We start from the raw sequence: 23,817 nt of genomic DNA on the forward strand, positions 1-23,817 counted from the left end.
GGTAGGGTGCAGGTCTGAGGGGCATGCGCTTGCTGTGGGTATACCCGCGAATGCCCCGCCGCCGATCCTCCAGGCTGACCCTCGTCAACCCCGCTACGCTTGAATCTTCCAGAATCAGCCTTATCTATTGGTCATCTCAGGCAGGTTCTTCACAAAGGTGCTGTCCATCGCTCCGCCTGCCCTTTAAAGGAAGGTATCCCCATGCGAATAGACCGACTGACCAGCAAGCTGCAACTGGCGTTATCCGACTCCCAATCCCTTGCCGTTGGCATGGACCACCCGGCCATCGAGCCCCTGCACCTGCTGCAGGCGCTGATCGAGCAGCAGGGCGGCTCGATCAAGCCGCTGCTGATGCAGGTGGGTTTCGACATCAACAGCCTGCGCAAGGCGTTGAGCAAAGAGCTCGACCAGTTGCCGAAAATCCAGAACCCCACCGGCGACGTCAACATGTCCCAGGACCTGGCGCGCCTGCTCAACCAGGCCGACCGCCTGGCCCAGCAGAAGGGCGACCAGTTCATCTCCAGCGAACTGGTGCTGCTCGCCGCCATGGACGAGAACAGCAAGGTCGGCAAGCTGCTGCTTGGCCAGGGCGTGAGCAAGAAGGCCCTGGAAAACGCCATCAACAACCTGCGCGGCGGCGCGGCGGTGAATGACGCCAACGCCGAAGAGTCGCGCCAGGCCCTGGACAAGTACACCGTCGACCTGACCAAGCGCGCCGAAGAAGGCAAGCTGGACCCGGTGATCGGCCGCGACGACGAAATCCGCCGCACCGTGCAGGTGCTGCAGCGCCGCACCAAGAACAACCCGGTACTGATCGGTGAGCCCGGCGTCGGTAAAACCGCCATCGCCGAAGGCCTGGCCCAGCGCATCATCAACGGCGAAGTGCCCGATGGCCTCAAAGGCAAGCGCTTGCTGGCGCTGGACATGGGCGCGCTGATCGCCGGTGCCAAGTACCGCGGCGAGTTCGAAGAGCGCCTCAAAGGCCTGCTTAACGAGCTGTCCAAGCAGGAAGGCCAGATCATCCTGTTCATCGACGAGCTGCACACCATGGTCGGCGCCGGCAAAGGCGAGGGCGCCATGGACGCCGGCAACATGCTCAAGCCGGCCCTGGCCCGTGGCGAACTGCACTGCGTCGGCGCCACCACGCTGAACGAATACCGCCAGTTCATCGAAAAGGACGCCGCCCTCGAGCGCCGTTTCCAGAAGGTACTGGTAGAAGAGCCGAGCGAAGAAGACACCATCGCCATCCTGCGCGGCCTGAAAGAGCGCTATGAAGTGCACCACAAGGTGGCTATCACCGACGGCGCCATTATTGCCGCCGCCAAGCTCAGCCACCGCTACATCACTGACCGCCAGTTGCCGGACAAGGCCATCGACCTGATCGACGAAGCGGCCAGCCGTATCCGCATGGAGATCGACTCCAAGCCCGAAGTGCTCGACCGCCTCGACCGTCGCCTGATCCAGCTGAAAGTGGAATCCCAGGCGCTGAAGAAAGAAGAAGACGAAGCGGCCAAAAAGCGCCTGGAAAAGCTGACCGAAGAAATCGAGCGCCTCGAGCGCGAATACGCTGACCTCGAAGAAATCTGGGCCTCGGAAAAGGCCGAGGTACAAGGTTCGGCGCAGATCCAGCAAAAGATCGAGCAAGCCCGCCAGGAGCTTGAAGCCGCCCGCCGCAAAGGCGACCTCAGCCGCATGGCCGAGCTGCAGTACGGGGTCATCCCGGACCTGGAACGCAGCCTGCAGATGGTCGACCAGCACGGCAAGAGCGAGAACCAGCTGCTGCGCAACAAGGTCACCGAGGAAGAAATCGCCGAAGTGGTGTCCAAGTGGACCGGCATCCCGGTGTCGAAAATGCTCGAAGGCGAGCGCGAGAAGCTGTTGAAGATGGAAGGCCTGCTGCACCAGCGCGTGATCGGCCAGGACGAAGCAGTCACTGCCGTGGCCAACGCCGTGCGCCGCTCCCGCGCCGGGCTGTCCGACCCCAACCGCCCGAGCGGCTCGTTCCTGTTCCTCGGCCCGACCGGCGTGGGTAAGACCGAGCTGTGCAAGGCGCTGGCCGAGTTCCTTTTCGACACCGAAGAGGCCATGGTGCGCATCGACATGTCCGAGTTCATGGAGAAACACTCCGTGGCCCGGCTGATCGGCGCCCCGCCAGGCTATGTCGGCTATGAAGAGGGCGGCTACCTGACCGAAGCCGTGCGCCGCAAGCCGTACTCGGTGGTGCTGCTGGACGAAGTGGAAAAAGCCCACCCGGATGTGTTCAACGTGCTGCTGCAGGTGCTTGAAGATGGCCGCCTGACCGACAGCCATGGCCGCACCGTGGACTTTCGCAACACCGTCATCGTGATGACCTCCAACCTGGGCTCGGCACAAATCCAGGAACTGGTCGGTGACCGCGAGGCGCAACGTGCGGCGGTGATGGACGCCGTGGGCTCGCACTTCCGCCCCGAGTTCATCAACCGTATCGACGAGGTAGTGGTGTTCGAGCCCCTGGGCCGCGAGCAGATTGCCGGCATCACCGAGATCCAGCTTGGCCGCCTGCGCAGCCGCCTGGCCGAGCGCGAGCTGTCGCTGAGCCTGAGCCCGGAGGCCTTGGACAAGCTGATCGCCGTCGGTTACGACCCGGTGTATGGCGCACGCCCTCTGAAGCGTGCCATCCAGCGCTGGATCGAGAACCCGCTGGCGCAGCTGATCCTCGGCGGCCAGTTCGTGCCTGGTGCGGCGATCACTGCACAAGTGCAAGGGGACGAGATCGTCTTCGCCTGAAAAAGCATCGCCGGCAAGCCGGCTCCTGCAGGGGATACGCCTTCCCTGTAGGAGCCGGCTTGCCGGCGATAGGGCCCTCAAACCCCTGGTTTTCCAGCGTCAGCCATAACTCGCTGAAAATTTTGAAAAAAATGCTTGCACAAAACTCAGAGTGCCCCTAATATTCGCCCCGCTGTCAGGCACTAAGCGAATCACCAGCAACATCGGTGACCGCAAAACAACTTACAAATCAGTAAGTTGAGTGAAAAAAAGTGGTTGACAAGCAAAACGAAGAATGTAGAATAGCCGGCCTCAGCAGCGACAACGCTAAAGAGTTCGAAGCTAACACAGACTTCGAAGCTGTAAAGGTTGTACCGAAGTTCAGTTCCGCGATAGCTCAGTCGGTAGAGCAAATGACTGTTAATCATTGGGTCCCTGGTTCGAGTCCAGGTCGCGGAGCCAATCTCGGGGTGTAGCGCAGTCCGGTAGCGCGCCTGCTTTGGGAGCAGGATGTCAGGAGTTCGAATCCCCTCACCCCGACCATTTTCCGGGTCGTTAGCTCAGTTGGTAGAGCAGTTGGCTTTTAACCAATTGGTCGTAGGTTCGAATCCTACACGACCCACCATGTAAAAAGGGCATCTCGAATGAGATGCCCTTTTTCTTTTGCCTGCGTTTTATCCAAGCCCTATTCGCGGGCCACCCCCGCCCCCTGTAGGAGCCGGCTTGCCGGCGATAGGGCCCGCCCAGGCAATGCACAACAAAAAAAGGGCACCCCAACCGGGATGCCCTTTTTCATTTGTAGGTATGTGCTGGCGCTGCTGGCCCCATCGCCGGCAAGCCGGCTCCTACAGGGGGCGCATCAGCCTCAGTGCAGTTTCAGGCGCGGCTCGGTGCCGCGGCCAATCTTGCTGCCCAGCATCAGCATCGCCGTGCGGAACACGCCATACAGCGCCATCTGGTGCATGCGGTACAGCGACACGTAGAACATCCGCGCCAGCCAGCCTTCCAGCTTCACGCTGCCCATCAGGTTACCCATCAGGTTGCCCACCGCCGAGAACCGCGACAGCGACACCAGCGAGCCGTAGTCCTTGTACTCGAAGCTCGGCAGCGGCTTGCCTTCCAGGCGCGCCTTGAGCCCCTTAACCAGCAGCGAAGCCTGCTGGTGCGCGGCCTGGGCGCGCGGCGGTACGTTGCGGTCGCTACCCGGCTGCGGGCAGGCAGCGCAGTCGCCGAAGGCGAAGATATTGTCGTCCAGGGTGGTCTGCAGGGTAGGGCGCACCACCAGTTGGTTGATGCGGTTGGTTTCCAGCCCGTCGATGTCCTTCAGGAAGCCCGGCGCACGAATGCCCGCCGCCCACACCTTCAGGCTCGCCTGGATGACTTCGCCGCCGGCGGTTTTCAGGCCATCCTCGGTCACTTCGCTGACCGCCGCGTTGGTCATTACCGTCACGCCCAGCTTTTCCAGGGTCTTGTGCACCGGCACGCTGATGCGCTCCGGCAGCGCTGGCAGTACCCGCGGGCCCGCCTCGATCAGGGTGATGTGCATGTCTTTGGGCTGGATACGGTCCAGGCCATAGGCCGCCAGCTCGTGGGCCGCATTATGCAGCTCGGCCGCCAGCTCCACGCCAGTGGCGCCGGCGCCGACGATGGCCACGCTGATCTTGCCGCTTTCCGGCGCACCGGCATGGGCGCGCAGGTAGTGGTTGAGCAGCTGCTGGTGGAAGCGCTCGGCCTGTTTGCGGCTGTCGAGGAAGATACAGTGCTGCGCTGCGCCCAAGGTGCCGAAGTCGTTGGTGTTGCTACCCACCGCAATCACCAGGCTGTCATAGCCCAGGGTGCGCGCAGGCAGCAGCTCGCGGCCCTCTTCATCGAGGGTGGCGGCCAGCTGGATCTGCTTGCCTTCACGGTCCAGGCCACTCATGCGGCCCAGCTGGAAGTTGAAGTGGTTCCACTTGGCCTGGGCCACGTAGTTCAGTTCGTCTTCCGAGGAGTTCAACGAGCCGGCAGCCACTTCGTGCAGCAGCGGCTTCCAGATGTGCGTCAGGTTGGCGTCGACCAGGGTGATCTCGGCCTGCTTGCGCTTGCCCAGGGTTTTACCCAGGCGGGTCGCCAGTTCCAGGCCGCCGGCGCCGCCGCCGACAATCACGATGCGATGAGTCATGGGGATATCTCACAAGTTTTACGGAATTCGTGGGCACAAGGCCCGGCCGCGCACGGCACGAGGGGAGGGCGAGCGCAAGGCAGCTCATAGCACCAACCCACTCAGCAAACGGCTCAACAGGCCCAACCCGATGGTCACGGCCACCACCAGCAACAGGAGCAGCCAAGGCCGGAAGGGCCTGCGCTCGACACGATGCTGGGGGGCACTCAGGTACTCATCGACGCGACGCTGATCTTCAGGGCTCAGGCGGCTGGTCATGGTGGGCCTCGTCAGGTAGACGTTTGAGACTGCGTGCACGCCACAGCGTTCACGCAAGCACTTGAAACAAATGATAATGCTTTCTATCTCTGGCGCCGAGTGTACGCCATCGCAAACACACTCGGCAGTGGATCAAAGACTGATGCCCACATCGAACACGATGCTGCGCCCCAGGTTGCCGCGCAGAAAGTCCGGCGCATCCGGGTGGGCGAACAGCACCCGGGCGAAGGTCGGCCCCACCAACGACAACGAGCGCCAGCCCTGGCGCAGGTATTCGGTGGGCGGCGGGAAGTGGCTGTTGAGGTCGAGCACCTCACGCTTGAGGCTGGCGAAGGCGATGATGTCCAGCTCGCCCAGGTCCAGCCCGCGTTCGCGATAGTTGTGCGCCTTCTTGCGCAAGGTCGGCGCCAGGCGCCCCAGCAACTCCTGGGCGCTGATCCGCCGCGGCCGCGCCTCGCGGCGCACCAGCTGGCTCAGGGAAAACGCGCTGCGCCGGCGCTGCAGCTCTTCGCGCCACTCGTCGTTGAGCCGGCGGCCCTCGTCCAGCACAAAGAACACCTCGAACGCCGCATCGCGAAACAGCACATCCGGCGGCTCTTGCCCGGCCGGGGTGAAGTCGTCGCTGCGGTAGGGAATGTTAAGCCCTTGCAGCAGGCGCTGGCAGACCCAACGCTCGCGCTCCCATTTGCGCGCATTGGACAGGAATGCATTGGCTTGTTCGGCCTGGATGGTAAGCAGGCGCAAGTAGTCTGAGTCGTCCATGGGTTCAAGCTTAGTCGCTAATCCATGACGGTAAGATGCTGTTTGTGCGTAGGAATCAGCGACAGGGAATGGGTGTAGACTCAGGCTTGTCCACAAGGCAGCCAGGGGTATTCACCAGGTGATCAGCGCACAGGTATTGTCCAGCACCAGCCTCACCCTCGGCTGGCTCGGTTACCTGCCCTTGCTGGCCTGGGCCGCCAGCCGCACCCGCTGGGTCGAGCTGGTCAGCGACAGCCGCCGTCAGCACCTGCTGTTCGGCACCGTGTTCGGCTTGTTCGCGCTGTGGCTGGTGCGCCGCGACTTCGACACCGGGGTGTCCTACCACTTTCTCGGCATGACCGCCGTCACCCTGTTGCTGGATTGGCCGTTGGCCATTCTGGGTGGTTTTCTTGCCCAGCTCGGGCTGTTGCTGCTTGGCCGCCAGGACCTCGCCGCCCTGGGCGTCAACGGCCTGTTGATCATTGGCCTGCCGGTGCTGATCACCGAGGCTTGCGCGCTGCTGGTGGAGCGCGCCCAGCCACGCAACCTGTTCGTGTATATCTTCTGCTGCGGCTTCTTCCCCGCCGCCCTCACCGTGGTCCTCTGCGTGCTCGCCGCCCTCGGCCTGCTCTGGCTGGACGGCCTGTTCGCCCTGCCCGAGTGGCTGAGCGACTTCATCGGTTACCTGTGGCTGATGATGTTCCCCGAGGCGTTCATCAACGGCACGGTGATCAGCGCCCTGGTGGTGTTCTGCCCCGAATGGCTGGAAACCTTCAACCGCACCCGCTACCTGCAGGCGCCGTGGAAGGAAGACGGGCGCTGAGTCGGGAACGTAAATAGGTGGGAGCAACTGTCTTGCTCAATTTCTAAAAGCTGGTGCGGTCCCTGTGGGAAGCGGCCTTGTGTCGCGATTGGGGCGCGTAGCGGCCCCGGGATCTTGGCACCCTGCACGATTGCCGGGGCTGCTGCGCAGCCCATCACTACACAAGGCCGCCTTCAGGCATTTGCTGTACCTGTAGGAGCCGGCTTGCCGGCGATCACCGGCAAAGCCGGTGCCATCCACCGCGGCGCCTGCTTCGCGGTGGTTCGGCACCCCGACAAGCCCGCTCCCACAGGTACTGCGCTGCCAACCCCCCAGGCCCAAAAACACCGCGGGGCAAACCCGCCCCCACGCCCCAACTCAACATCACCGGGCAGCGTGGGAGCGGGCTTGCCCCGCGATGGTATTCAACCAGGCAAACCCTCAGTGCCGAGGCTCAAGCTCCCCTGAATACAGCTCATCCTCAGACTCCTGCGACCCTGCGATCTTGTGTTCCTCCGCCGCCCAGGCCCCCAGGTCGATCAGCTTGCAGCGGTCTGAACAAAACGGCCGAAACGGGCTTTTGTCCCCCCATTCCACAGGCGCCCCGCAGGTCGGGCATTCAACGGTCATTGGCTGGCTCATGGCTGGCCTCCTCGCAAAGTCAGGTAAAAGTGGTGCAGGCGGTCAATCTGGTCATGCAAGGCTTGCAGGTCACGGTCATTGACCACCACGTCATCGGCATGGCGCAGGCGCTCTTCCCGGGCCAGCTGGGCCTTGAGAATCGCCTGCACCTGCTCGGGGCTGGTGTTGTCGCGCGCCAAGGTGCGCTGCAGCTGCAATTCGGTTGGCGCATCGATCACCAGAATGCGCTGGGTCTTGCGGTACTGCCCAGACTCGATCAGCAGCGGCGACACATACACCGCATAGGGCGTCTCGGCCTTGGCCAGGTAGCTGAAAATCTCCTGGCCGATCAGCGGGTGCAGCAACTGCTCCAGCCACTGGCGCTGGGTAGGGTCGGTAAAAATCAGTTGGCGCAAGGCAGCGCGGTTCAGTTGCCCGTCCGCCAGCAACACGCCGGGGCCAAAGCGCTCGACGATGCTGGCCAGGGCAGGACGGCCCGGCTCGACAACCCAGCGCGCCGCCTGGTCGGCATCGACCAGGTGCACGCCCAGCTCGACGAAACGCTCGGCGGCGGCGCTTTTGCCGCTGCCAATGCCGCCGGTCAGGCCAAGAATCCAGGGGGTGAAGGGCGCTGTGCTCATCAGGGGCCAAGTAGTAGCAGGTAAGAGGCGACTATTTCATCACCCCAGAGCAATGCGATCCACCCCGCAATTGCCAGGTAAGGCCCAAAAGGCAGCGGCGTACCCCGCTGCGCGCGTTGCAGGCGCAGCAACACCAGCCCGATCAGCGCCCCGGCAATCGACGCGCCCATCAGCGTTACCGGCAAAATCTGCCAGCCGCCCCAGGCTCCAAGCATCGCCAGCAACTTGAAGTCGCCAAAGCCCATGCCCTCCTTGCCGGTCAGCAGGCGGAACACCCAGTACACCGACCACAGGCTCAGGTAACCCGCCACCGCGCCCCACAGCGCATCGCCAAGTGGCACCAGCAGGCCAAAGGCATTCACCACCAGCCCCAGCCACAGCAACGGCAGCACCAGTACATCCGGCAACAGTTGGTGGTCGGCATCGATCAGGCTAAGCGCCAACAAACCCCAGCTCAGCAGCATCACCAGCACCGCCGCCAGCCCCGGCCCGAAATGCCAGGCCACCAGCAACGACAGCAACGCGCTGCCCAGCTCCACCAGCGGGTAGCGCACGCCAATGCGCCCCTTGCACGCCGAGCAACGCCCGCGCAGCGCCAGGTAGCTCACTACCGGAATGTTCTCCCACGCCCGAATACGGTGCTGGCAGTGCGGGCAGCGCGAGGCCGGCAGGCACAGGTCGAAGCGCTCGTGCACCGTTTCCGGCAGCCCCAGCACCTGTTGCGCCTCGCGCTGCCACTGGCGCTCGAGCATCACCGGCAAGCGGTACGCCAGCACATTGATGAAGCTGCCCACCAGCAACCCCAGCAGCGCGGCCAGGCAATAGAAGAAGGGTGGATGGTCGACGATAACGGTCCAGGCATTCATGTTCAGATCAGGCTACCCAACTGGAAGATCGGCAAGTACATCGCCACCACCAGGCCACCAACCAGCAGCCCGAGGGTCAGCACGATGGCCGGCTCGAGCAGCGCGGTCAACTGCTCCAGCGCCTCGGCCACCTGAGTTTCGTAATGCTGCGCCGCTTTGCCCAGCATCAGGTCCAGGGTGCCGCTGGCTTCGCCCACCGCCACCAGCTGGCACAACAGCGGCGGGAACAGCCCGTCCGCCTCCATCGCCTGCTGCAACCCCATCCCGTTCGCCACCCCCTGGCGCAGGCGGCGAATGGCCGCCTCGTGCAGGCTGTTGCCACTCACCGGCGCCACCGTGTCCAGCGCATCCAGCAACGCCACCCCCGCGCCATAGGCCGTGGCCAGGCTGCGGGCAAACCGCGCCAGCGCCGCCTGTCCCAGCAAGCGCCCAAGCACCGGCAGCCGCAAGGCCAGGCGCAGCATCCACAAGCGCCCCGGCAAGTGCCGCCGGTACAACTCGCGCATTCCTACGCCCAGCAACATCAGCAGCGCCACCAGCCAGCCAAAATGCCGGCCCAGCCCTGCGGACAAGTCGATCACCCATTGGGTAAACGCCGGCAGCGCCTGCTCGGCATTGGCAAACATCCCCTCAAAACGCGGCACCACCTCCAGCAACAGCAACGCCGCCACCCCAAGCCCGGTACTCAACAGCAACGCCGGGTACAACATCGCCTTGCGCACCTTTTGCCGCAGGGCCTGGCGCGTCTCCAGCATCACGGCCATCTGCTCCAGCTGCCGGTCCAGGGTGCCCGACTGCTCACCCACGCGAATCAGGTTGCAGTAAAGCCCATCGAACCACGCCGGGTGACGCTGCAAGGCATCGGCAAACCCCAAGCCCGCCGCCACATCCTGTTTCAACCTCGCCACCAGCGCCCCCATGGCCGCATCCGCACTGCTGCGCGCCATCACCTCGAAGGCCTGCAGCAGCGGCACCCCCGCCGTCAAAAGCGTCGCCAGCTGCCGGCTGAACCCCGCTGCATCCGCCTTGCCCGCCCGCTGCGGCCAGCGCCAGCGCACCCCGCCCGCCGGCCGCACGCGGGTGGCGCGAATACCCTGCTGGCGCAACCACGCCTGCACGAACGCCGGGCTGCGCCCGGCCTGTTGGCCCTGTTGATAAGTACCGGATGCATTGACGCCTTCCCAGGCGTACAGGCGGGTAGAGGTGTGCATGTGCGAGTCCTTTGCAGTAGTGCGACAAGCCCCGTAACAGCTTGCCGGGCCCAACCCCGGGCGCGTTGGCGTGACGGTCACTAGAGTAGTCCAGCAACGAGGACGCACCGCCGCCCAGGGGTGACAAAAGGTGTCGGTTCAGGCCTACTGCGCCGCTGCCGGCGGGGGCGTCTCGTCTGCCAGTCCGGCCTTAACGCATTGCAAAGGAATACCGTTCATGAAAGGGCAACGTGGCATCACCCTGATCGAACTGATGATCGTCGTGGCGATCGTCGGCATCCTGGCGAGCATCGCCATCCCGATGTACACCAACCACCAGTCCAGCGCCAAAGCCAGCGCCGCGCTGCTGGAAATCACCGCCTTGAAAACCCCGATGGACGTGCGCCTGAACAGCGGCAAGGACGTCCCCGACGTCGCAAGCCTCGGCGGCCAACCCGCCACCGCGCACTGCGCCATCACCGCCAGCGGCAGCGCCGCCGACGGCACCGCCAGCATCGTCTGCACCCTGGCCGATGCACCGGCCAATGTGCTGGGCAAAACCCTCACGCTCACCCGCACCCAGGCCGGCTGGAGCTGCGCCACCACAGTGGAGGAAGACCTTGCGCCAAACGGCTGCAAGGCACTGTGAAAGTGAGTTGAAACAGGGGTTTGCGTAACCGCCACGGCAGTGGTACGTTGCGCAACACGCCGGTGTAGCTCAGTCGGTAGAGCAGCGCACTCGTAACGCGAAGGTCGCAGGTTCGATTCCTGTCTCCGGCACCAGTTCAGGTTCCAGCGAAGGCTACAGAAATCTCTGGAACCCCCGTAAACCCGCCATCTGGCGGGTTTTTTCGTTATGGCGTTCCGTCGGATTCCAACAGCTGCCAGCCGATTTAGGGGTAACGTTTGGGATAAAGTCGATTCGATAAAGGGGTTTACCCTTATGGCTCGTACTACTGCTCCCCTGACCGACACCGCATGCCGTTCGGCCAAACCTACTGACCGCCCATACAAGCTATTTGACGGTGACGGTCTTTACCTCCTCGTTTACCCCAATGGCCGCAAAGGCTGGCGCTTCCGGTATGTGAAACCGGATGGGCGAGAGGGGCTGACCTCGTTTGGCAACTATCCCGTCATCGGACTTTCAGATGCTCGGCAGAAGCGTCTGGAGACTAAGCGGATGCTGGCTGAAGGTATTGATCCGATTGCGTCCAAGCAGCAGGCTAAGGCCGAGGCGGTTGTCAGAGGCCACACATTCGAACGCGTTGCCTTGGACTGGCACAAGGAAATGTCCGTGAAGTGGGCGCCTGGCCATTCGCGGACTGTGCTGAGTCGTTTGAAGACTCACGTATTTCCGCTGCTAGGCGCACGCGCCATTGTTGATCTGGATACCTTCGACCTCATGCAGCCGCTGGAAGAGATCAAGAAACGCGGCACGATCGATGTGGCCTTGAGGGTGCAAAACTACCTACAGAGCATCATGCGTGAGGCTAAGCGGCAGCGGCTGATCACGGTGAACCCTGCGTATGACCTTGAGGGCTTCATCAGCGCGCCACGGGTTACGCACCGGCCTGCACTCCCGCTGTCACGTCTGCCTGAGTTGATGGACCGCATCGAGAACTACAAGGGACGCACGCTCACTCGGCTGACCGTCATGCTGTCGCTGCATGTGTTTGTCCGGTCAAGCGAGTTGCGCTTCGCACGTTGGAGTGAGTTCGATCTGAAGCGCGGAATATGGGAGATACCTGACACGCGGCCCGCGTTGGATGGTGTTCCGTATTCGACCAGAGGAACGAAGATGGCGGGCGACATCCATCTGGTCCCTCTGTCACCGCAAGCGGTGGCGCTGCTCGAACAGATTCATGCGATCACGGGGTACTTCGATTTGGTGTTCACCAGTGACGCTCGCTCGTGGAAGCCTATGTCCGAGAACACGGTCAACAGCGCTCTGCGGAATATGGGTTACGACACCAAGACCGAAATCTGCGGGCATGGCTTTCGGTCCATGGCGTGCAGTGCCTTGGTCGAATCCGGGCTTTGGTCAGAGACGGCTATTGAGCGGCAGATGAGCCACAGGGAGCGCAACAACGTTCGGGCGGCGTATATCCACAAGGCCGAGTTCCTGGAGGAACGGCGAATGATCATGAGTTGGTGGAGCCGTTACCTCGAAGCGAACCGGCAGGAGCATATCTCGCCGCATGAATTCGCGAATCAGACCGGGGCAAACGTTTCTACCCTAAGAGCAAAGCGTGGCGCTGTCGAGTGAGCGCACGGCTTTGAAATTTCGGTGATTCGCTTTCCATGCGGGTCCATCCAAACAGGGCTGCAAAGCCGCCCTGTTTGGATGGACCTTATCTAAAAAGATCAAAAGCACCACATCGGCCACTGGTTGCCTCGGTGTTCCGCACACGCCCAGTACCATTTTCAATCGCAAAACCATGCGGTGCACATCGCTTGACCCTCTCGGATTGCGGGCGTAGAAAAGACAGTGCAAAGGCTGTCGTTGACAGCACCCCAGGTGACCCGAACCTTCAAGGTCACGCCGCTCCTGCGGTGGTTCTCCCCCCAAATGGCGATTCGCATCCGGCAGCTCGCCCGGTCACCTCCCCGGTGATGGATGCCAACTTCAGATCATGGCCCTCGTGCGCCAGACAACACTTCCAACTTCGCTGCCCTGCAGCAACGTTTCCGCTTGGCCGAATCTTGCGCCAACCTACGCCCGTCTCTTTCTCCTGGGAAAGAGACGGGCGCGTCTAACACTGCTGCAGCCCTCATCGCATTTGGCTTTGCGGCAACTTCACTCGTGACAATCGGCGTGACAAACGCCGATGTCACCAGCAACAGCGATGTAGATGATGGTGCCGCAGACCAAGGAATGGACTGCACCTGACTGACAGTCAGGCATGCCTCGGTCATCGCACCGCTGCGTTCTCCCGGCTCAGGATCTCGCGGCACTGGTCTCGTCAGCCAATGCAGCCTCCGCCCGCCCACCGGTAACGGTGCTCAGGAGGCCAGATCATGAGATGCCCTTGCTCCCGGACGTAAGGAGCCGCCAGTCCCGCGTTAGAGGACATCCCCACAGGTCGCAGGGGCCTTGATCCCTGATAACACTCAGCATTCTTGGCGGGATGATGTGGGGGACGATTCTGCGGCTGCAGATGTTGAGTGGCCTAGCGAGTTTGGTTATCTCAAGCAAGGCCTTAGAAATGTGGCACATAGTGTTCACTTTTCAAGCCGATAAACGGAGGATTTCGGCTGGCAGAATGCGACTCACAGCTGATCCTTAGGAGCTGGTGGATAAAGGGGGATCCATCAGTGGACATCATGATGGCAAAAAGATAGCCTGCGCCTAGGAGTGAGCAGTTATGCTGCCTGCTCTTAGAGTTGATAAGTATAAAACTGCACATGGATTGAGTATGATTTACCTCGGCGGCACGGATTTTTATATCGACGTACCGAGTCTGCCTCGGCACGAATTCGAACAATACTCTACTAAATTGTTTGATAAGTGGGAGGTGTATGTTGAAAGTTCACTAAAGATTCCAGATTATTCACTTGCCCTTGAGGTTCAAGAAGGGTCAATAAAGGGCGGCGCTAAAATTGCCGCTACCCTTGGCGCACTTTATTTGGGTATAGGTCAGTACGGTTCGTTTATTTCAGGGCTGCAAACTATACAAGCTCAGGTAAGCGCAGTAGGAAGTTTTTTAGCTGCTCAGGCCGTTACACCTTTTTCTTATGATAAAATCAAGCCAAAAACTAAGAAATATAATGGCTCTTTGGGTGAGTTGCAGCGGTTGTTTTATAAGGTTCAGAGGGGAGAAATTACCGCTGAGCAGGCAATGCTGAAGGCTGAACTGATTCTTGGTGATGAAGTAAGGTCTGAGCCGCGCTTCATGGCTGAATTAAAAGACTCATTTGAAAGCACGCCTCTGCTAGCTACGCAACTGGACTTACCTCTGAATAGTCTTGGGCAAGACACCATCCTCCAAGTTGAAAATAAGATGCGTAAGCCGCACTTGCCACGACCTAAGCCTGAGCTACCTATTGGTCAGCAGTTTCGTGTGGAAGTTTGGCGGGACTCAAAAAAACAGAAGAGAAAAGTGCGAATCATCCAGTTGTAGCCAAAAAGGGGCCGCCAAAAGTGGCTGATTTATCACCCTTTTCACGAATGGCCGCAAACGACTCGAAGCTGTCGTTTGAGAAGCGCAGAAATCAGCATGAAAAAATCTCTAGGGAAGATGATTATGCCTCTCGCGAATAGTAATAAAGGCAAAAGCAATCTCCTAGGTTTTACTCAATAAACCTAACCGCGCGGAAAATTACCTAAGCAGAAAAATAATTTATTTAAACGGCTAGATAAACTCCAGGTTGCAATTTTTAAAATTATACTCCTATCTCCGGTTGGCCTTTCTTGTCCTGTGCTGATATGGCAGTGTTCTCTTGGAAGGTCTGGTAAAATACCAAGAGCATGTGTAATATCTTTATAGAAGAACGATAGCTGTGCACGAAATGCTTGATTATGGCTTTAGATTTTTTAAGTTGAAAATTAAAGGGAGTTTGAAATTTTGGCGAAAAAATACACTTATTCAGTTTCCGTGATTCGCGAAGGGCGAGACCGCGATTATCGTGAATTTTGGGATAGAAATCAGCGTGTCAACGAAAGCGGAGAGGTGCTTCATTCGGATTTGGTCGGATTTACTGAAACGGTAGATGCGAATAATCTAAATGATGCCATTTCAATTGTTGAGAAAAAATATCCAAACTTAAAGGTGGTTCGAGAATACTCTGGCAAGCTTTGATTGGCTATCTAGCTGGTGCGGTTTAATTGGAATGTGTACGTTGAACTTTAATGGATTTTGAGTAAATGGTGATTGACTACGATCGCAAGTTGGAGAAATCTTTTTTCGAATATTTATTGTCTATAGGCTATCCTAAGGAGTCGATTGCCTATCAGCCGGGTATACAGCCGGTGCGGCACATGCAATGTTACAGGCCAAGCTTTGCACTCATAGATCCTAAAACGAATGAATATCTAGCAATTGTGGAGGTCAAGGAAGCCAAGATACATGAAGAAGGTCCGGGGGGCTTTATTTATGAAAATATGATTGACTATCGAAAGGCTTTAGGTGCTAACTCAGTTCCCGTATTCATTGTGTCTACTAATTTTAAAGGCTCATCTCCATTTCTGCTTCATTCGTTTAACGAGCAAGGAGACATAAATGTCATCGATCACACTCTGTTTCCAGCATTTGAGGCGTTGGCGGTCAAGGAGCAAGCAGACAGGAAAGCAGATCTGAGGGTTCGGCGGGACAATGCGAGTGAGAAATTCACCGTAGTTTGTTGGAGTGTGTCATTTGTTCTTTTTGTGCTAGTGATTGGCGACTTCTACGTTAAAATAGAATACGATCGAGATATGTTAACTGCGGAACGTATTAGCTTGATTGGCGCGGCTTTAGCGTTGATAGTTGTACCTTTTGCTCAAAAATTTAAAGGATTGGGTATCGAGTGGGAGAAGATCGCTGGTCCTAATAAGCAAGAAGACGATTAGTCATTACTCCAGCCTTGCTTCAGGTAAGGCATGATGGTTGTCGTTCAGTGATCACGATCTGATTATCAGTGCAAAGTGGCTTTGGGCCGTCTCTGTTGGCGAGGTAGCAGCATAGGCTAGCCAGGCGCAGAGTGCCACGATGTGCACGCTGAAGACTTCACTCTCGTGCTAAGGCATGATAATCGGTCGCTCACTCAATATTCTCTAAAACTCTTGTAATTAATGAGGCCTTCCGCCCTCAATCAAGCGGTTCACGAGCATGCGCATTCTGACAAGGCCCAAGGATCTGCACGGAAACTCCGAATAACTAAATCGGCGCCCTTCGAAAGCTGAAGGCCTTAGGTTTTCAAGCCCTCTATGGAAGGGAATTCTGTGATGGTAAAGCGTTTCCAACAATCGGATGAGGTCTGGGCTATGAATGCTGAGTTGTTTAACGAAACTCAAGACCGGGGTGGTTGCGCCTAGATGGCTCTCGCGGAGTACAGATTCTAAGCAGTGTCGGTCCACCGGTTGCGGATTTTGAGTGGGGGTGGTGATCAAAACATCCCATCAGCCACGCCCTACGTATACTCCGGAATATGGAATGTCGAGTTATAAAATAATATTTATAAGTTCAGGTCTGCCTTGCTGGCTATAAAGCATGGTTTCCATGAGTGGGGTGTTATCTTTGATCATCTCGAGTAGTGTTTCGGCAGAAGAGCCGGATGCTAGAGCTGTTTCTTGCAGAAGTTCATCGTACCAGTCCGTTCTCATCGAGTTGATGCGGGAATTGGCATTCATGTGTATTTCAAGATATTGCTCTAGCGTAATAAGTTCACATGTTTTATGAAAGTAGCGCAGGGCATCTGTCGCATACGACATTCGCATAAAGCTCGCTATCAAAGATCTCCAGGTTATTGCTTCATATCCAAGCTTTTTTATGGCGGGTAAGAAAGCATCAATTCTATAGATGATTCTGCTAATAAAAGCAGAAGAAGCTTTTGCATCAACAGGCAAGAACGTGCCAATAACACTAGATGCTCCAGATCGGATAAAGCCATTCGCAACAGTTACATGAGAGCCAGTGATCGGTGCTGTTGAGCAGGCACTCAACATTACGATCGGTGGAACACGAGCTTGATCAAATAGCTCCCAACTATTCAGTTTCTCTTTTCCTATTTGAAGCCATCCTCCCCCTTCGTTCCCGCTGTGATCGCCATGACAGTCAAATATGACTATTGCACCTTTGAAGGAGTTCAGAGCATCTTTCACTTCGGCGATGGTATTTACATCCTTGAATGTGATTTTTGTTCCATTTTCAAGAGGGAATATATTGATTCCGGTTTCGAGAAACTCTTTTATTCTGTCATGATTCTGAAAGGAACGAATTACTAGAATGTCTTTCAGTAAGTCTGAGGGTATATTCTTTGAGTATCCTATTGCGCTTTGCTGTAGAAGCATATTCCCAGGGGTCATGCATATCTTGCTTACCTCATGGCTTATCATGAGTGGAAGTTTTCCAAGATAGATCCATTCAAGAGGCGCATCGCTACAGAGCTTTAGACTTGAAAAACGGCTTGCTATTAACTGTTCAAGTTGCGGGCCAATTTCTGACTGCATGGAGTCTGATAAGGCTTTAAACTTAGTCTGTAACTGCCGGGCTGCTTTTTGATCGCTGCGTTTATGCAGGAACTCGATCTCCTTAAGCTCAGCGGTGTGAAGATTTATAGCGTTTGGCAGGCGAATCGCTGGGATGCATTCGCTGCTGGCGAGTAAAGCTATCGAGTGATTTGTTAAGGCAAGTTCTGATTGCCTCTCGTGTAAGATTTCACCGAGATAGGGTATCTTGTAGGGGTTGAATACAGGCTGTCCAACAGGGTGGCTGATACCGGAATATCCAGGATTCTTAATAAGTCCATTCTTTATCATGTCCTTTTGCCATCTTTCTGATAGCTGGCGAAGTATCTGGTTCCAGAGATGTGAGTTCGTATTATATAAAAAGGCCTTAATGGCTGGCGCATAAACTATAGCCTCACCATGTTTTTCGCCTAAAGTGCTTAGTAGGGATTCTACGCTTTCGCTAATTGCAGTTTTAAAATTTTCTATTTTGTCGGCCTTGATTCGACGTTCTTCATTGTACATAATTCCAAGAGAGTAGTGAGCTATGTTATTTGCTAGAGTTGATCCTGATCCGTACCCTGGGGTGCCTGCCTTACGTGTGTATGTGTCTCTGAGTTGTTTTGGTTGTATTTCGTGGCCAGTTAAGGTTTCAGTTTCTTCTATTTTTTCTAGGATCATACGATCCAGTAAGTGAATAGGGTTTTCGATTTCGTCGAATGGTATTTTTAGGGCTCCTGCTGTTTCGTTAGTAGTGGCAATGATAGGGCGAATTCCTTGCCCGAAATCTATATCAACTACTTTTTTGGCAAGTGTGCATGGCGTGATTATTATGCAGAACCTGTCCTTGGCTATTTCTGGGATCATATCCAGAAATCCATCGCCTAAAGTTATAACTTCGCGGTGTACTCCATCTGCTCTACGCGAAATAAGAGCTTCTTGCTCTAAAAAAATTTCGCCTGTGTCAAATGGTGCAGTTGCGGCTGTTGTCAACAGGGAAAGAAATTCCGAGTTGGTTAGCGTTCGGCACCACCCTTGGAATAGAGTCGCGTCCTCACTTGTTGGTACTACTATGATGTACAATATTCTCGACATAATGTTGCCTGATTTTTGCTTAGGTTTGATAGTGATTTTGCTATGTGGGGCTGAAAATTGTTAGCCTTGATAGTGGTATCCAAGGCTATAGTTTATGCGCTAGCATAGCAACTTAAAATGCTTATTCGCGTGACATGTAGTTGCTGTCAAGGAAAGCAAGATTGTTTTCAAATAACCTTGCGGTAGTGCGGCAATATTGTTATCGAAGACTCTCATTGCATCGCAATTCGACCTCAGGGCTGTGTGCTGTCAGCGCTGCTTTCGGCGGTTGGCAATCTAGAAGTAAAAGGATAATTTTAGAGATAAAGTGCTGAGCCATGAAGAATAATACCCATCGAGATCAGCTACTTTCGTTTTGGTACGATTCCTGTCTCCGCAACGCGAAATTTCCGGCCCACCATCAGTACATTTTGCAGCACTCGGCGTTCCACTGCTAAAAGTACTACCCAAACCTTCGATGTAAGTCCGGAAAAACCAGTTGCGCAAACCACACAGGCAGCCCAGGAAAAACCTCCCTGGACTTCGGAGACGGCGCCTCAACCACTCCCAGCTTGATCAGCGCCTTGAGCTGTTCAATCGCCGTTCGCTCCTGCATCCCCAGATAAACCTTGAAGTCAGCTCGGGACGTAACGCCTTGGATCAGAAGCAGGTGCAGAGCTCGAGCGGCATCGGGTTTCACGCCTGCATCAAAGAAGCGAGGCTCATACCTAACGATTCGCTCCAGGCGTTCGCGCAAAGCCTGTACAGCCATCGCATCGGTCGTATAGGTGATCTGGTCCTTGCATACCTCCAGCATGAACCTGACAAACGAGATCAAGCCCGCTTGCGTCAGTTGGCCCCGACCATCCAAGTCACCATGGCGAGGTTGATCTGCTGCGCGTAGTTTTGCGTAGTATTCGGTCTGGCGTCTGGCAAGGCCTCGAGAAATGGACCAGAGAGGCGAACCTAGCCCGATCTTCACCAATTGCAGATGGGTCATCATTCGGATCAGGCGCCCGTTGCCGTCTTCGACGGGGTGGGTGAAGGCCAGGCGATGATGGTAGGCCAAAGCATTCAACAGGCAAGTGCGGGGATCTTGGACGCGCCCGTATACCTCCTGCATTCTGGTGATCATAGGCCCCACAGACTCCCAGCCGGGTGCAGCATGGTCACCGACGATCACATTTTGCTGAACTTCATCCCGAAGTTGGCCGGGTTTCATCAGGCGTCCGTCCGAAAGCCTCAGGTCCTCATCAGCGGCACCAGAGAAAAGCCGACGGTGCACGCTACACAGCATTCCTCGTGCGAACATGTCTTCCCAAGCGAGCTGCGGTAAAAGCTGAAGCGCTCGCTCGAGCATTTCCTGGGCTTGGATGTGGGTGACGGCAAGTGCTTGAAGCTCTTTCTTCGGGCGGACTTTTGCGTGTGGCGCTAGGGTCGCGGGCTCGGTAAATTGCCCTTCGATCAGATTGCTGTAATAGCTGTTGGTGAGGCGCATCAGGTTGCCAATGCGCTTCGCCGTTTCTGGGGCGATCGATCCCTCTAGCTTGCCAACGAGATACGGTAGCTCATCGGCCATCGCCAGAATATCAGCGGGGTAGCCTCCTGACGGGATCAAGGGTTCAAGCCAATGCTTGCCTTGGATGAATTCTATTTTCATGATCTTTCCCAAGATTTTTGCACATTTTTTTGCGTAAATTTTTCCTTGATGATAGCCAATGAAATCTGGGGGTAAGTGATTTTTTTCGTAGAAAATAATCGCTAGTTTTGCACATTTTTTTCAGATATTTTTGCTACGAGGCGTTGATCTCGAAAATCGGTGTACCAGCAAAGCTTGTTCTCCAGGTGTAGGCAAATTCCTGCAGTGTTCAGCGCCTTTTCCTTAGCTGCTGAACCTTGCATAACCACGCCCAAAGGCATAAATTCCCCTCCGTCGCGGCCAATTCCGCGACCGGGTTTGGCGACCCGAACGTAAAAGGCGCAACGGCGCCCCGACCACGATTGCAGGCGCTTTTTTTGCGTCCGCAGTTTCGTGTAATGGCGGCTGTGCGTGGGAGACCTTCGGGTCTGCCGGGTTCCTTTTCCTCGGTTCGCCAACCTGCGTACAGCTGCCACCCTAATCGTTTGGCGACGATGGGTGTGGTGCTTCAACCGAAAAGGACCTCATGCATGCTCATCGCAAATCTGTACAGGATCCTCGCATCCGCTCTCCGCCGCCCATCCTCTGCGGCCCGCAAACCCCATCGCATCTACCTGATCGACAGCCACGCCCTGGCCACCCGTGCCAACCAGGAGGCCCGTCATGACTGACCAAGACCGCCTGTCCCTGATCCAGAGCCACGTCTGGACCCTCGAACTGCTCGGCGAAGCACTGGTGCAACACGACGAGCTACTGGAGTGCGAACACAACCCGCACCTGAGTTTTCGCAATACCTCGGGCATCCATCAGGCGATCCGCACCATCAGCCGTTTGGCCGGTGAGCAGATCGGCAAGCTGGAAAAGGTGAAGGGGGATTGAGCTGAACCACCTGTGAGGTGAGGGCCGCTTTGCGGCCCATCGCGGGGCAAGCCCGCTCCCACGTCGGTGAGCCGGCAGCGAGTCCATTGGCCCGGTAGCCCGCAAGGCTCAACCCTCACCGCGCACTAGCATCCCCCTCATGCTCATCCGCAAACGCCATAAACATCGGCAAATCGAGCCCCTCCAACTTGATCTGCGAAATAAACGCCGAAAACGCAAGGTTGGCCGCCAGCCTGCGCATATCACTGGCCCAGGCCGGCACATAGGTTGGTGCCTTGAGCCAACCGGTTTCGAACAGCGGCGCCAGGCGCAGGGTGTCGGCCAGGCTCAGGCGCCCGGCAAACAAATGGCTTACCAGCTCCGGGCGGTTGTCGCGCACTGCCACCCTCAGCAGGGTATGCACCCCCAGCAGCCCGGTCAGGTAGGCGGCGTCCTTGGTAAAGGCCGAGCCGCCGCGCAGGTCGGCGCCGCGGAACACCCGCTGGGTCGAGCGGAACGACTCTTCCTGCGACTGGCCGGCCTGCACAAACCCTTCGAACACCTGGATAAAGTCGGCGCCATCCAGCGCCTGCTGCACCGCCAGCACGCGCAGGGCGATGCGGCGCAGGCGGTTGATGTCCATGCTGCCGGTGAACAGCTCGGCCAGGGTGGCGATGCCTTCCTGGGTCTGGGTGGTGCGCGGCGCGCCCAGGCCCAGGCACTTGAGGTTGGGCTGGCGGGCGCCGTTCTGCGCGGTGGCTACATGCACAAAGGCTTCGTGCTGCAGCAACTGTTGCTTGTCCAGCTCGCTGAACAGCGCGCTGGCGCGCAGGCGGATGCGGCTGCTGCCGGCAATCGCCTTGGCCGCCAGGGCCGGGTCCAGGGCAATGCTCACCTGGCCTGTGCCGAAAAAGCGGTCCAGCTCCGGCTGCAGCCAGGCGGCGAAGTCTTCGGCGGGGATGTTTGCCTCGCTCGGTGGTATTTGCCCGCCGCCCAGCAGGGCGTCGGTGGTCTTCAAAAAGAACCGCGCCGCATCGAGCATGCTCAGGTTTTGCCGGGGGTAGAGAAAGTCCGGGCGGCGGTACAGCGCCGACGAATAGCGGGCAAAGGCCGGCGTGCCGATGGCCCCGAGCATGCGCCCGGCGGTGGCGTAGCTGCGTGCGGTGGCGGCCAGGTAATGCCCGGCCGGGTGGCCTTGGTCGCACTGTGCGATGAAGGTCTCCAGGGCGGCGATGTCGGTGCGGTGATCGCGCGGTTGCTGGGCCACCTTCGGCAACTGCGGCTTGCCAGCGCGCCACTGGGCGAGGAACACCGGCTCGATGTCATCCGGCCAGGCCAGGGCCTCGAGTACGCGGATCTTGCGGGCCAGTTTGGGCAGTGCGGCGTCGAGTTCGGGGAGGGTAGTGGCACTCACGGAGGGCTCCTTGAGAGACCCGGCTGTGTCGGAAAGCATAGCCCTTGGCGAAGCCTTGGGCTTTTGCTAGCGGAGCACGTGAATGCCAACAGCGGTGCTGGTTGAGGGTACGTATTTCACAAGGCGGGCCGTACCGGTGCCGTTCATTCTTCCAGCACCACCTGCCCTTCACGCACGGGCTCTGCTCCCTTTGGTGCAAACCACCCCGGCCACGAACTGCGCTGGCGCCCCTCCACCTGCACGCAGGGTATCAGCCGCTCCACCAGCACCTCGGCACGCCCGACGCCCACCGCCAGCCGGTACTTGGCGCTGTGCACGCATTCGCGGTCACCGAACTCGCAGCGGTCCAGGCGCGTTCCGCCGCAGGGTCCGTTGGCCAGGCCCTTGGGGCAGGTCTCGGGGCAGATGTACAGGGTGTCTTCCAGCCGGCAACTGCCACAGGTATCGCAGCCCACCAGCGGCCGCTTGATGCGCCGCTCCAACTGGTGCAGCCACTGCGCCGCCGTGGGGTTGGCCCACAGTGGCCGGGTTACCGCCCAACCGAACGCCTTGCTCAGCGCAGTGCTGCGGCTGAACAGCTGGTGGTGCATGGCCGACAGCAGGTGGTAGCGGGCTTTCTCTTTGGTTGAGGCGCTGATCTGCCGTTGCCCCAGGCGCCAGTCCTGCCCGGGCGGGTGGAAGGTCACTGGCGCGGTGCCCGGCTGCTGCCAGGCGTCCAGCCAGGCCAGGGCCCAGCTGTCGAGGTCCTGGTGCAGCGGCTGCAGCGCGGTGATGGCCTGCTCCAGCGCTTCGAACTGTTCCACGTCGTGGATACCCGACAGGTGCACGCCGGCATAACCCATCAACCGCAGGCCGATCACCTGCAACGCCAGCCGGTGGTTGCCGCGCTCCTTGGCGTACTGCTTGGACACCGCGGCCTCGGCCGCCAGCAGCGCGCGCATCGACGGGGTGACGGTGACCCCGGCCACCTGCTCGAGCATTGCCGCGCGGCCGTCGGTCAGCGCCATGATGCAGGCCATCAGCGGCTTGGGCTGTGGCTGGCGCTGCATCCAGTCCAGGGCTTCCTGGTGCTTGGCCATGTCGAAGCCCAGTTGCAGGATCAGCAGGTCGGCGCCGGCGGCGAGTTTCTTCTCTGCCTTGAAGTACTGCGCGCCGCCTTCGGCCTCGCGGTACTTGAACGGGTTCAGGGCTGCGGCCAGCAGCCAGTGCGGGCGGGCCTGGCGGGCGATCTGCAGGGCCGCCACCGATTCCAGGTAGCGCACCGGGCGCTGGCCTGGGGTGTGGCCGGGCAGGCGGTCGCCGGTCAGCAGCAACAGCTGGTCCAGCCCGGCGGCGTCCATGTGTTGCAGCTGCGCCAGCAGGTCGCGGCGCTCGCGGTCCTTGCCGGAGAAGTGCAGCAGCGCGGGTACCGGTTGTTGCAGGCTGGTGAAGGCGTCCAGCGGCGACAGGTCCAGCGCGCTGCCAACCCGGTCGCCGATGGCCACGGTCATCGGCCAGCCGCACAGTTGCTGGCGCGCCATCAAGGTTGCCAGGGTGGCGAAGCGCGCGGCAGAAGGCTTGGGTACGAACTCCAGGATGCAGGCGAAGGCGTTGGTGTCCAGGGCCGATTTCAGCAGGCTCATGGTGGGGCTACCGGGTTGGGGCAGGGTGGCAGTGTGGCGTA

Annotated in this window: 20 protein-coding genes and 4 tRNA genes; 13 read left to right on the top strand and 11 right to left on the bottom strand. The window is 58.4% G+C overall.

Features of this window, described 5'->3' with window-relative positions; genetic code table 11:
• Nucleotides 1–201: 201 nt before the first annotated feature.
• The 4 genes from clpB to KSS94_RS04120 all read left to right on the top strand — a co-directional run bounded on the left by clpB (nucleotide 202) and on the right by KSS94_RS04120 (nucleotide 3,370).
• Nucleotides 202–2,766 carry an ATP-dependent chaperone ClpB gene (gene clpB, locus KSS94_RS04105; protein ID WP_217841775.1) on the top strand — a complete coding sequence of 855 codons (2,565 nt, stop codon included), beginning with the start codon at nucleotides 202–204 and terminating at the stop codon, nucleotides 2,764–2,766.
• Nucleotides 2,767–3,131: 365 nt separating this feature from the next.
• Nucleotides 3,132–3,207 (top strand) — tRNA-Asn (locus tag KSS94_RS04110).
• A gap of 4 nt (nucleotides 3,208–3,211) precedes the next feature.
• Nucleotides 3,212–3,288: transfer RNA gene (locus tag KSS94_RS04115), tRNA-Pro, on the top strand.
• Between the two features lie 6 nt (nucleotides 3,289–3,294).
• Nucleotides 3,295–3,370: transfer RNA gene (locus KSS94_RS04120), tRNA-Lys, on the top strand.
• 240 nt (nucleotides 3,371–3,610) lie between these two features.
• On the opposite strand, the gene KSS94_RS04125 is transcribed toward KSS94_RS04120, so the two are convergent.
• The 3 genes from KSS94_RS04125 to KSS94_RS04135 all read right to left on the bottom strand — a co-directional run bounded on the left by KSS94_RS04125 (nucleotide 3,611) and on the right by KSS94_RS04135 (nucleotide 5,926).
• Nucleotides 3,611–4,906 carry an NAD(P)/FAD-dependent oxidoreductase gene (locus tag KSS94_RS04125; RefSeq protein WP_217841776.1) on the bottom strand — a complete coding sequence of 432 codons (1,296 nt, stop codon included), beginning with the start codon at nucleotides 4,904–4,906 and terminating at the stop codon, nucleotides 3,611–3,613.
• Nucleotides 4,907–4,990: 84 nt separating this feature from the next.
• On the bottom strand, nucleotides 4,991–5,164 hold the full coding sequence (locus KSS94_RS04130) for a DUF3094 family protein (protein ID WP_217841777.1): 174 nt from the start codon (nucleotides 5,162–5,164) through the stop codon (nucleotides 4,991–4,993).
• A 132-nt stretch (nucleotides 5,165–5,296) separates the two neighbouring features.
• A complete protein-coding gene (locus KSS94_RS04135; protein WP_217841778.1) occupies nucleotides 5,297–5,926 on the bottom strand; it encodes a DUF1780 domain-containing protein in 630 nt (209 codons plus the stop codon).
• A 118-nt stretch (nucleotides 5,927–6,044) separates the two neighbouring features.
• Between KSS94_RS04135 and KSS94_RS04140 the strand changes: the two genes are divergently transcribed.
• Nucleotides 6,045–6,728, top strand: a complete 684-nt coding sequence (locus KSS94_RS04140; protein WP_217841779.1) for an energy-coupling factor ABC transporter permease — start codon at nucleotides 6,045–6,047, stop codon at nucleotides 6,726–6,728.
• Nucleotides 6,729–7,148: 420 nt separating this feature from the next.
• Here the strand turns inward: KSS94_RS04140 and yacG are convergent, their stop codons facing one another.
• Genes yacG through KSS94_RS04160 form a run of 4 tightly spaced genes read right to left on the bottom strand, consistent with a single transcriptional unit; the run spans nucleotide 7,149 to nucleotide 10,046 of the window.
• Entirely contained in the window at nucleotides 7,149–7,349 is a 201-nt protein-coding gene (gene yacG, locus KSS94_RS04145) for a DNA gyrase inhibitor YacG (protein ID WP_217841780.1), read from the bottom strand.
• Entirely contained in the window at nucleotides 7,346–7,969 is a 624-nt protein-coding gene (gene coaE / locus KSS94_RS04150) for a dephospho-CoA kinase (protein ID WP_217841781.1), read from the bottom strand. Before coaE ends, yacG begins: the two co-directional genes overlap by 4 nt.
• Nucleotides 7,969–8,835 (bottom strand): prepilin peptidase, encoded by an 867-nt coding sequence (locus KSS94_RS04155; protein ID WP_217841782.1) that lies wholly within the window; start codon nucleotides 8,833–8,835, stop codon nucleotides 7,969–7,971. Before KSS94_RS04155 ends, coaE begins: the two co-directional genes overlap by 1 nt.
• Nucleotides 8,836–8,837: 2 nt before the next feature.
• The gene (locus KSS94_RS04160; RefSeq protein WP_217841783.1) at nucleotides 8,838–10,046 is read right to left on the bottom strand and encodes a type II secretion system F family protein; all 1,209 of its coding nucleotides are present in this window, start codon (nucleotides 10,044–10,046) and stop codon (nucleotides 8,838–8,840) included.
• Between the two features lie 217 nt (nucleotides 10,047–10,263).
• On the opposite strand from KSS94_RS04160, the gene KSS94_RS04165 reads away from it, so the two are divergent.
• From KSS94_RS04165 to KSS94_RS04190, 6 genes are all read left to right on the top strand, one after another.
• Nucleotides 10,264–10,674, top strand: a complete 411-nt coding sequence (locus KSS94_RS04165; protein ID WP_217841784.1) for a pilin — start codon at nucleotides 10,264–10,266, stop codon at nucleotides 10,672–10,674.
• A 58-nt stretch (nucleotides 10,675–10,732) separates the two neighbouring features.
• A tRNA-Thr gene (locus tag KSS94_RS04170) sits at nucleotides 10,733–10,808 on the top strand.
• Between the two features lie 160 nt (nucleotides 10,809–10,968).
• Nucleotides 10,969–12,291 (top strand): tyrosine-type recombinase/integrase, encoded by a 1,323-nt coding sequence (locus KSS94_RS04175; RefSeq protein WP_217841785.1) that lies wholly within the window; start codon nucleotides 10,969–10,971, stop codon nucleotides 12,289–12,291.
• A 1,099-nt stretch (nucleotides 12,292–13,390) separates the two neighbouring features.
• On the top strand, nucleotides 13,391–14,146 hold the full coding sequence (locus KSS94_RS04180) for a hypothetical protein (RefSeq protein ID WP_225935839.1): 756 nt from the start codon (nucleotides 13,391–13,393) through the stop codon (nucleotides 14,144–14,146).
• 444 nt (nucleotides 14,147–14,590) lie between these two features.
• The gene (locus KSS94_RS04185) at nucleotides 14,591–14,824 is read left to right on the top strand and encodes a hypothetical protein (protein ID WP_217841786.1); all 234 of its coding nucleotides are present in this window, start codon (nucleotides 14,591–14,593) and stop codon (nucleotides 14,822–14,824) included.
• A gap of 65 nt (nucleotides 14,825–14,889) precedes the next feature.
• The gene (locus KSS94_RS04190; RefSeq protein ID WP_217841787.1) at nucleotides 14,890–15,573 is read left to right on the top strand and encodes a hypothetical protein; all 684 of its coding nucleotides are present in this window, start codon (nucleotides 14,890–14,892) and stop codon (nucleotides 15,571–15,573) included.
• A 591-nt stretch (nucleotides 15,574–16,164) separates the two neighbouring features.
• On the opposite strand, the gene KSS94_RS04195 is transcribed toward KSS94_RS04190, so the two are convergent.
• Both KSS94_RS04195 and KSS94_RS04200 read right to left on the bottom strand, forming a co-directional pair.
• The gene (locus KSS94_RS04195; protein WP_225935840.1) at nucleotides 16,165–18,162 is read right to left on the bottom strand and encodes a CHAT domain-containing protein; all 1,998 of its coding nucleotides are present in this window, start codon (nucleotides 18,160–18,162) and stop codon (nucleotides 16,165–16,167) included.
• A gap of 544 nt (nucleotides 18,163–18,706) precedes the next feature.
• On the bottom strand, nucleotides 18,707–19,903 hold the full coding sequence (locus KSS94_RS04200; RefSeq protein WP_225935841.1) for a Fic family protein: 1,197 nt from the start codon (nucleotides 19,901–19,903) through the stop codon (nucleotides 18,707–18,709).
• A gap of 509 nt (nucleotides 19,904–20,412) precedes the next feature.
• Between KSS94_RS04200 and KSS94_RS04205 the strand changes: the two genes are divergently transcribed.
• Both KSS94_RS04205 and KSS94_RS04210 read left to right on the top strand, forming a co-directional pair.
• Nucleotides 20,413–20,553, top strand: a complete 141-nt coding sequence (locus tag KSS94_RS04205; RefSeq protein WP_217841788.1) for a hypothetical protein — start codon at nucleotides 20,413–20,415, stop codon at nucleotides 20,551–20,553.
• Entirely contained in the window at nucleotides 20,546–20,761 is a 216-nt protein-coding gene (locus KSS94_RS04210; protein WP_217841789.1) for a hypothetical protein, read from the top strand. Before KSS94_RS04205 ends, KSS94_RS04210 begins: the two co-directional genes overlap by 8 nt.
• Before the next feature lie 115 nt (nucleotides 20,762–20,876).
• Here KSS94_RS04210 and KSS94_RS04215 read toward each other — a convergent pair whose 3' ends face one another.
• Together KSS94_RS04215 and KSS94_RS04220 are read right to left on the bottom strand one after the other, a co-directional pair.
• A complete protein-coding gene (locus KSS94_RS04215; RefSeq protein WP_217841790.1) occupies nucleotides 20,877–22,154 on the bottom strand; it encodes a peptidase MATCAP family protein in 1,278 nt (425 codons plus the stop codon).
• A 143-nt stretch (nucleotides 22,155–22,297) separates the two neighbouring features.
• Complete coding sequence (locus tag KSS94_RS04220; RefSeq protein ID WP_217841791.1) at nucleotides 22,298–23,776, bottom strand: methylenetetrahydrofolate reductase C-terminal domain-containing protein; 1,479 nt, start codon at nucleotides 23,774–23,776, stop codon at nucleotides 22,298–22,300.
• Nucleotides 23,777–23,817 lie beyond the last annotated feature (41 nt).

This window comes from Pseudomonas fakonensis, assembly GCF_019139895.1.
GTDB lineage: Bacteria > Pseudomonadota > Gammaproteobacteria > Pseudomonadales > Pseudomonadaceae > Aquipseudomonas > Aquipseudomonas fakonensis.